An 8,550-nucleotide genomic window follows, 5' to 3' on the forward strand; every position below is an offset into this window, starting at 1 on the left:
TTAGGCTGGTCAGGTGGTTAGAAGTACAAGCCCCTGGCTTTAGACATGGGGTTGGTTTCTACGGAGTCCCTGACTTTCGGGATGCGGGCAGTGAATATTGAGACAGTAGGTCATTTTCCCCCTCCCGCGTCAATTGGGGGAATCCAGGGCGTGTCTGTGCTGTCACAGGTTGAGGGTGGAGATTTCCCCGACGCGACAGGGAGCAAAAGAGCGACGATGTTGAGAGGAAGGACCATATTTTTGCAATGCTTGGCGATGTTTTGCTGTAGCATATCCTTTGTTATTTGTCAAGTCATATTCGGGATATTTTGCAGCCAAGCGGCAGATCAGTTCGTCGCGCCAGACTTTGGCGAGGATACTGGCGGCGGCGATCGCCACAGAAGCGCGATCGCCCTTCACCAGAGTGTGTTGGGCGATCGGCAAATCGGGGATTTTTTGATTTCCATCCACCAAACACAAAGCCGGGGGAACGGATAATTTGAGAATGGCGCGTTTCATCGCCAGCAAAGACGCCTGCAAAATATTCAGGCGATCGATTTCGCGCACTGAAGCCATCCCGATACCGAGGGCGATCGCGCGGGAGCGAATTTCCCCCGTCAGGGCCTCGCGCTGCTTTGCGGACAACTGCTTGCTGTCGGTGACCCCGGCGGATTGCAAATCAGAAAGCTGAGATTTCGGTAACATCACCGCCGCCGCCACCACCGGACCGAACAAACAGCCGCGTCCCACTTCATCCACCCCAGCGATCGGTCCGGGGTAAGACATTTCATCCACCCCGGAAAGGGAGAAGGAACCAGGTTCCCAGAGACTAAGCTGTTGTGGCGATTGTGACGACATATTCTGACGATGATGCATAAACAAATCCCAAACAGAAGTCCTTGGCGAGAGCCGCCAAGGACAAGCGAATCAATCTTAGCTTTCCACAGCAGAAGAGCGACGACGGCGGCGACGAGTTTTCAGCACCGGGCCATAATCGTCCTCACCTTCATCAGACTCAGAAGCATCCTCCTCATCCGACACATTGGCGGGAGAATTGTCCGACTCGGGGAGGGAAGTTTCCGCTTCCTCCGGTTCAGAATACTCCACCTGGGAGGTGGTGTTGGATTCTCCCGGTTCTGTTACCGAGATCGCCGCCGATTTGGGATTTTTGATGTCGCGATCGCAAAGGATTAAGGGAGAAATGCCCATCAGAGCGTAAATATCCTGCTCCTCCGGGGTCATTTCAATTTGAATCACTTCGGTAGAAGAGCCGCCCCCTTGGTCGTAGTCGCGCATCCGGCGAGAGCTACGCCCTTGCTCGGATCGACCCTCATTCCCACCGGAATAAGCCCCCGCATCGGCATAGCTTTGCGATCCAGTCCACTCGGCTTTTTCCCGGGTAGAGGGGAAAGTCGTTCCTCCCCGGGTATTCGGTCTGGTGGTTTCTGTGGTGGACTCCCCTTCGCCGATATCCAAACGGCGACGACGGCGACGGCGAGTGCCCGGGAGGCTCAATTCTTGATAGCTGGGATGATTGAGCAAATCGAGATCGGACAGTTCGCTCGTCGGTTCGTACTCCGCCACGTCGCGCGTGGGGGTTTCCGGGGTGCGATCGGCTTTCACCGGTGGAGGCACAGTGCGTTCTGGCGCTTCCGGTGCGGGTTGCAGAGGTTGTGCTTCCGGTTCCGGTTCGCCAGGGAAATGAGCCATATGACCCAAACCGCCACAAGTGGGACAGGGGCGACTAAACAGTTCGTAAACATTTTGGCCTTGGCGTTTGCGCGTCAGTTCCACCAAACCCAGTTCGGAGAGTTGAGCGATTTGCGGGCGAGCTTTATCGGCTTTTAGGGCTTTGTTGAAATGTTCGAGGACCTGCAGCTGGTCGCGCCGCGAATCCATATCGATAAAGTCGATAATAATCACGCCGGCAATATTGCGTAAGCGCATCTGACGGGCGATTTCCGTAGCGGCTTCGCAGTTAGTCCACAGCACCGTTTCGCGAGAAGTGGCGGACCGAGTAAACGAGCCGGAGTTGACGTCGATTACCGTGAGCGCTTCTGTAGGTTCGATAATGATGTAACCGCCAGAGGGCAGGTCTACCCGAGGTTTGAGCGCTTCGCGAATCGCCGCATTCACCCGGAAAAATTCCAAAATAGAGCTGCGATCGCGGTGTTCGTCAATTAACACCCCTTGGGGCGATTTGCCGCCACTCCAGTTCATTAAATGTTGCTTGACCCGCTTCACGCCACTGCCCGAGTCTACGACGATGCGATTCACATCAGCGCTGTACATATCTCGCAGCACCCGCTGGATAAAATCATCGTCCCGGTTTAACAAGGCAGGTGGGCGCATTGCAGCGGCTTCCCGTTGGATGTCCTCCCATTGTTTTTGTAAAAACTCTAAATCTTCCAGAATGGCTTCTTCGCTGACCCCTTCGGCTTCGGTTCGCACCAGCAACCCCATTCCAGAGGGTTTGATCAGAATCGCCAATGCGCGCAAGCGGTTGCGTTCGGTTTCGACCCGGATCCGCCGGGAGAGATTCACCCCCCGCCCGAAGGGCATCAGCACTAAATAGCGACCCGGTAGGGTGATATTGCCCGTCAGCCTCGGTCCTTTATTGCCGGTGGGTTCTTTCATCACTTGCACCAGCACTTTTTGCTGAGGTGCCAGCAGTTCGGTGATGGTTCCGGAGGAACGCTTCAGGCGCAACGGGCCGAGGTCGCTGACATGGATAAATCCATTGCGTTCCGGGTCCGTGATATTGACAAAGGCGGCATCAATTCCGGGGAGGACATTTTCCACCACCCCTAAATAGATATCGCCCACTTGGTGGGTTCCCGTGGCAACTACCAGTTCTTGAATCTGATCTTCAGAAAAGACTGCAGCAATTCGATGCTGCTCCGCGATAATAATTTGCTTCGGCATTCAATTTCCTCAAAACTTAGGCGTAAGCGTCAGCTACTTGCTTTTTGTTCTTTATTCTTTCTCATCGCTCCCTTGTCCAATGGACCGATGAAGGCACGAATGTGTAGCTATAGACAAAACGAAACTTGCTTTTCACGTAGGGAGAATTAACGATCGCCCCTGTGGGGGAAAAAGCTAGAGCGACTGCGATGTTTCCGCCACCGGATAGGGTGGAATCGATAGCTTTCACTCAGAGTTGCGCCGACATCTTTGTGCAAAAAAGGTGCAAAAGAGCCGGATAAATTTCGGTAGAGATATTGCATCAAACATCTCTACGAATGGCGGCGTTGAATTCATTTAAAGTCTGAAAGCATTGCAGGTGGATCGCAAGCCAGCATCTCGTGCTTGGGTTCGCTCAGAAGCGCGATCGCGCGTCGCTTCCAGCGACAATTCCTGGGGGGCGCTGTCTTATTATAGAGCGAATGGTCTGTTTAGAAAACCGGATCCCCTCGCCCCGAAGCGGTTCGCTTTGCGTTCCAGACCCTAAAAATTTGCCATCCTGAGCGCGGGAGTGGAACCCTTCTCGCCCTGGCCTTTTTACCCCATGAGTGGAAGCCTGACTTTTTTCCGCCTTCCGGGTGACAGAATCGGCGGTCGTACTTCCCCCCACGCATTTGGCACCGCCGAGAGGGCTTGTTCGTTCCCGAGAGGGTGCTGAAAACCGGACGTTCTCCGGTGGGCTTCGCCTCTCGGCGTCAGTTCAATTTCAGCCTTGCACCCACCAGCAACCGCCAGTCCGCGACGTTGGGTCGAGAAGCTGGGTTGCTCCGGGAGTCAGAAACTTCTGGCCCATCACCTGCTTTCTTTTTGATGTTAGCACTTTCTTTGCTTTTTTCAAGCGCTCTTAAATCATTAGATTTGTCTAACAATGTTCGGGGATAAAGCGGTGGTGTCCGTTTCTTTCCCTCCAACCAGACTGGACCGGCAAAGATGCCGGCGTCTGGGAAAAATAGAAAAGGTTGAATGTCGGGAGGCTAGAAATTGATAAAAACAGAATTGACCTGGCAATGACTTCTTAATTCTTAAGAAATCATTCCTCTCCGGAGAAGGGGAGAAAAGGGACGGGAGTTGTAACACCTGCTTTTTCAATTTTTTGGCTTCAAGCAGCCCATCATTCATCGGCCAAAATCAACTGTTGTCGATGGGTATGCAAAAGCTGGAATTCCCCGCTTTCGAGTTGCTCGAACAGATAAAGCACATGAGCCGGGCGCAGCAGGGTACCATCATTGCGACAGCTCCCGACAAACCGCACCACCGCCGTAGGCATGGTGGGGTCGTCAGAGGTATCGATCGCTTCGAGTTCAAACAGGCGATCGCGCAGATTCACCTGTTTTAACTTGCCCTTTTTCGTCTTGTGTTCCCACCAAATCTCATCCTGAGCCAGAATGCGATCGATCCACCCTTGCCAGGATTGGGCACTGGCCGGATCCTGACCCTCATCCGATGCGATCGCGCCGATGGTCAGCAAATACTCGGCGCGCTCTAACTGCTGACTGGCGGAACGCGCCTTCACATCCACTTCCCGAATCTGGTAAATCGGCATATCCTGCGGCAGCTCAGCGCTCAACCGCTCTTGGAATGCGGCCACATCCATCGGTTCGGTCAGTTCGAAATCCACGATTTCGCCGCTCGAGGTGGCACCCAAGCTCAGGGCATTTGCCGGAGAGATGCGCGGTCCGGGATGGTAGCCCCCGGTAAAGGCGATCGGCAAATCCGCACGACGCACGGCGCGATCGAACAAGCGCATCAAATCCAAATGACTCAGCAGCGCCATATCCCCCTGTTTACCCATCCACACCCGCAGTCTTTGGGCGCGGGTTTGGTTGGGCTGAAAATGTCCCTCAAATTGCGGAATCGCAGGTTGCTCTACCACAATATTGTGACCGAAGTCAACCCCACAGACGCCACAGTGAGAGCAGCCGGCAAACGAACAATCCGGCACCGTTGCCGCTTCTCCCGCGCGCAACAGGTCATCTTTCAACCACTGCTTATCGATGCCGGTATCCAAATGATCCCACGGTAAAGGCGCATCCAGAGACGCCGTTAGATCCGCATTTGCCGAGTCCATCACGTTCCACTCGCCATTTTCCACTTGGCGGTATTTCCAACTCAACCCCGCTTCGTCAATGGCTTGCGCCCAAGCACCAAATGCCCGGTCCAAACTTTCCCACCAAGAATCCATGCCGGCACCGAGTTCCCAAGCGCGACGCACCACCGGACCGAGACGGCGATCGCCTCGTCCCACGAAGTCTTCCATCGCCGAAATCCGCACGTCTGTGAAGTTCGCCTTTACCCCCTTCATCCGGCGAAATTCCTCGCGCAGCATGTCCTGCTTGTGCAAAAACTCCGAAGTAGACACGGAATGCCATTGGAACGGCGTATGGGGTTTCGGCGTAAAGTTGGAAATCGTCAGGTTGAACGACAGCCGTTTGCCCGAAGGCGTGCGACACTGTTGCCTCAACCAATGAACGGTTTCGGCAATTCCGAGCACGTCGGCTTCGGTTTCTCCGGGTAAGCCAATCATAAAGTACAGTTTGACTTTATCCCACCCTTGTTCTGCAGCGGTTTTGACCCCGCGCAGGAGTTCTTCGTTGGTGAGTCCTTTATTAATGATGTCGCGCATCCGCTGGGTGCCGGCTTCCGGGGCGAAAGTCAGACCGCTTTTGCGGGTACCGCCGATGATGTTGGCGATATTTTCGTCAAAGCGATCGACCCGCTGACTGGGGAGGGAGAGGGAAATATTGCTGTCTTTGAGTCGATTTTTGATTTCCATTCCCACGGCGGGAAGGGCTAGGTAGTCGGAACAGCTTAATGAGAGGAGGGAAAATTCGTTGTAGCCGGTGGCTTTCATCCCCCGCGCGATTTCATCGACTACGGTTTCGGGTTCTACATCGTGGGCGGGCCGCGTCAGCATTCCCGGCTGACAGAAGCGACAGCCCCGGGTACAGCCGCGCCGAATTTCCATCGTCAAGCGATCGTGAACGGTTTGCACGTAGGGCACTAAGCCGATGGAATATGCCGGAATCGGGGTAGCTACCCGGCGCAGAACTTTTTCCGGCACCCCGGGACGGTTGGGATGGACCGATCCATCCTCCGCCATATCGTAGAACTGCGGCACGTACACCCCGGGAATTTGGGCTAAATCGAATAGGATTGCTTCGCGAGTCACTCCGGCGGCTTTGCCTTCTTCGAGAACCATGCCAATTTCTGGGAGCAGTTCTTCTCCATCTCCCAAGGCGATGAAGTCGAAGAAGTCGGCGTAGGGTTCCGGGTTGGAGGTGGCAGTTTGACCCCCGGCAAAAATTAAGGGGGCGCTACCAGTTTCTACGTTCCACGGGCGATCGCTACACCGTTCTTTCCCGGTTAGGGGAATCCCCGCCAAGTCCAACATTTCCAGGATGTTGGTGGCCCCGAGTTCGTAACTGAGGCTGAAACCGAGGATATCGAAGTCACTCAGCCACCGCCGCGACTCCACCGCAAATAGGGGCGTCTCGGTGGCTTTCAGTTTTTCGGCCAGATCCTTTGCGGGTAAATAGGCGCGATCGCATAGCTGTCTCGGTTGCGCGTTCAAAATGTTATAGAGGATGATATGCCCTAAGTTGGAGGCCCCCACCTCGTAAATTTCTGGGTAGGTCAACACCCAGCGGACGGTCGCACTCTCCCACGGTTTATGCACCGATCCCAACTCGTTGCCTAGATAACGCGCCGGTTGCAAAATTTCTGGTGTTAAAAGTTTTTCTACTGCGACTGCCACGGCAAAACTCTACTTTCTTCCTGCTGTTTTCTCTGTCCACAACAAGTGGGTCGCTTGATATTAACTCAAAACTGTGATAATAAGCTTGTGCTTAGCGCTGAAATATCGGCACTGACTCGATCGACACTGCGCGGTTGGATTGACGCTCTTGAGTGGCGAAACTCAGAGTGGAAACAAACTGAGCAGCGCTCCTGAGCGGCGATCGAGTACACCATCGACCCACTCAACGGTTATTTTTTACCTTACCTTAATAGTATAGAGGACAACAGCAGTTTCTCTGCGACAACGCAACTCTTCATCTGCTATAGCTCTCCGCGTCTCCTCCACCCTTTTTCCCCATCGGATTGCTTCTAAAGGGGAAATCCTGTTTTCTACCCAACCCTACCCCCCAATCCTGGCGCTTTCGCGTAACCCTAACCTTTAGGGTCAACGATGGGGGGATAGAGAATTTTTGGCCGCCGGTTGGGGTGGGTTTGCAAGACAAACGCATCTAATGCTCTATATAAGGCAGAATCGCTGTTTGATGAACTAAAATTTGCGCGATCGCTTTATAGGTTAGTTGTCAACTTGTTATTTAAACGTCGCTTCAGTGGTTATTGAGATTAATGGGGGATTATTGAGAAGGCTCGCTCGCACTAAATCAAACCGAAAGCTTCTATTGTTTTCCAGGTATCAGTTCCAGCAATAACAGCAAAGATGCCTAGGGTAATAATATCTATTCACAAGTAGTATTTTCTTCGATAGCCTCTCGGTACTTCTCGGTCTAAAAAATAATCAACTATAGTGATTTTAGCTTTAATTATTCTCTATTTTTTGTAGAGAATAATTCCAATTATTGTCAGTAAAAAGCTGATTGAAAATTGAGGTTAAATAATACTTTACCCGGTTGCGTTTAACTCGTTTAACTCGTTCCCCAGCGACTTTTATCCCGGAAAATTTTTTACCATAAAAATCAGGCGATTTTACCTCAATGGTGGATGGGGAAGAATTCGCCTGTTTTAAAAAGGGCATTGGAATTGTACGTTGGAGGGGGACTCGCAGGGAGGCGATCGCCTGTACTCTCTTCTCGGTTATCTCAATGCGGCTTCAAAAGCGGCACGATTGGCAAAAATTTCAAATACGCGATCGAGTTGGGTCAGTTCAAACAAGATCCGAATTGAAGGTGAAACGCTACACAGACTAAATCTGCGTTTGAGTTTTTGGGCCAGACTCAATGCGGATACCAACGCCATAAGTCCGGCACTATCGAGAAATTCGACTCCCTCCATATCCACCAGTAAAGGCAGGTTGGTGGAGGACTGCACGGCTCTAGTCAATCGTGCCTGTAGCTGCGCCGCATTGGCAGCATGGAAAGAACCTTCTAAGTGTAAAACATTAATCTGGGGGTTTGCGATCGCCGTAACCATATTTTCACCTCATTCGGTCTGGGTTTGTCAATGTTGTTCAATGCTATGCTTTATACATAGCTTTTCCGAAACCAGATTGAAAAGCCTTTTCGGTTAGTTTTGCCAAATCTTTTTACTTTCTGGTGGTTTTGTAAAGTTTTCAGTAAGAACGAGAAAAAACAGTATTAATTGATACGAAAATAAAAGGAATCAGAGATGAGGATCCAAAAAATCAGTTCAAAATCATAAGATTATACCAGAAAGAGGGAAAGAGCGCAACGATCGCGATCGCCAATCCACGGGGGAGATTATCACTCTTGTGCGGAGAAATTCAGCAGAAAATGAGGAGTAGATGTGGAAAAGTCGCTCTGGATCCATAATAAGGTAAAGCCGTCAGCACCCCGCTCTAAAGAGACGGGGCTTCTAGCCCCTGACTTTAGGTAGCTGACCAGCCTAAGCCCTACGAGG

General features: G+C 52.2%; 4 protein-coding genes. All 4 read right to left on the reverse strand.

Annotation, left to right across the window (positions count from 1 at the left end):
* Window positions 1–162 precede the first annotated feature (162 nt).
* On the reverse strand, window positions 163–765 hold the full coding sequence (locus LKK83_RS13285; RefSeq protein WP_324631646.1) for a ribonuclease HII: 603 nt from the start codon (window positions 763–765) through the stop codon (window positions 163–165).
* Between the two features lie 147 nt (window positions 766–912).
* Window positions 913–2,904: an Rne/Rng family ribonuclease gene (locus tag LKK83_RS13290; RefSeq protein WP_324631643.1), complete on the reverse strand. Its 1,992-nt coding sequence runs from the start codon at window positions 2,902–2,904 to the stop codon at window positions 913–915.
* Between the two features lie 1,150 nt (window positions 2,905–4,054).
* Window positions 4,055–6,697: a TIGR03960 family B12-binding radical SAM protein gene (locus tag LKK83_RS13295; RefSeq protein ID WP_324631644.1), complete on the reverse strand. Its 2,643-nt coding sequence runs from the start codon at window positions 6,695–6,697 to the stop codon at window positions 4,055–4,057.
* A gap of 1,070 nt (window positions 6,698–7,767) precedes the next feature.
* Window positions 7,768–8,103, reverse strand: a complete 336-nt coding sequence (locus LKK83_RS13300) for an STAS domain-containing protein (RefSeq protein ID WP_324631645.1) — start codon at window positions 8,101–8,103, stop codon at window positions 7,768–7,770.
* Window positions 8,104–8,550: the final 447 nt, after the last annotated feature.

Source organism: Phormidium sp. CCY1219, from assembly GCF_035615515.1.
Lineage (GTDB): Bacteria > Cyanobacteriota > Cyanobacteriia > Cyanobacteriales > Laspinemataceae > CCY1219.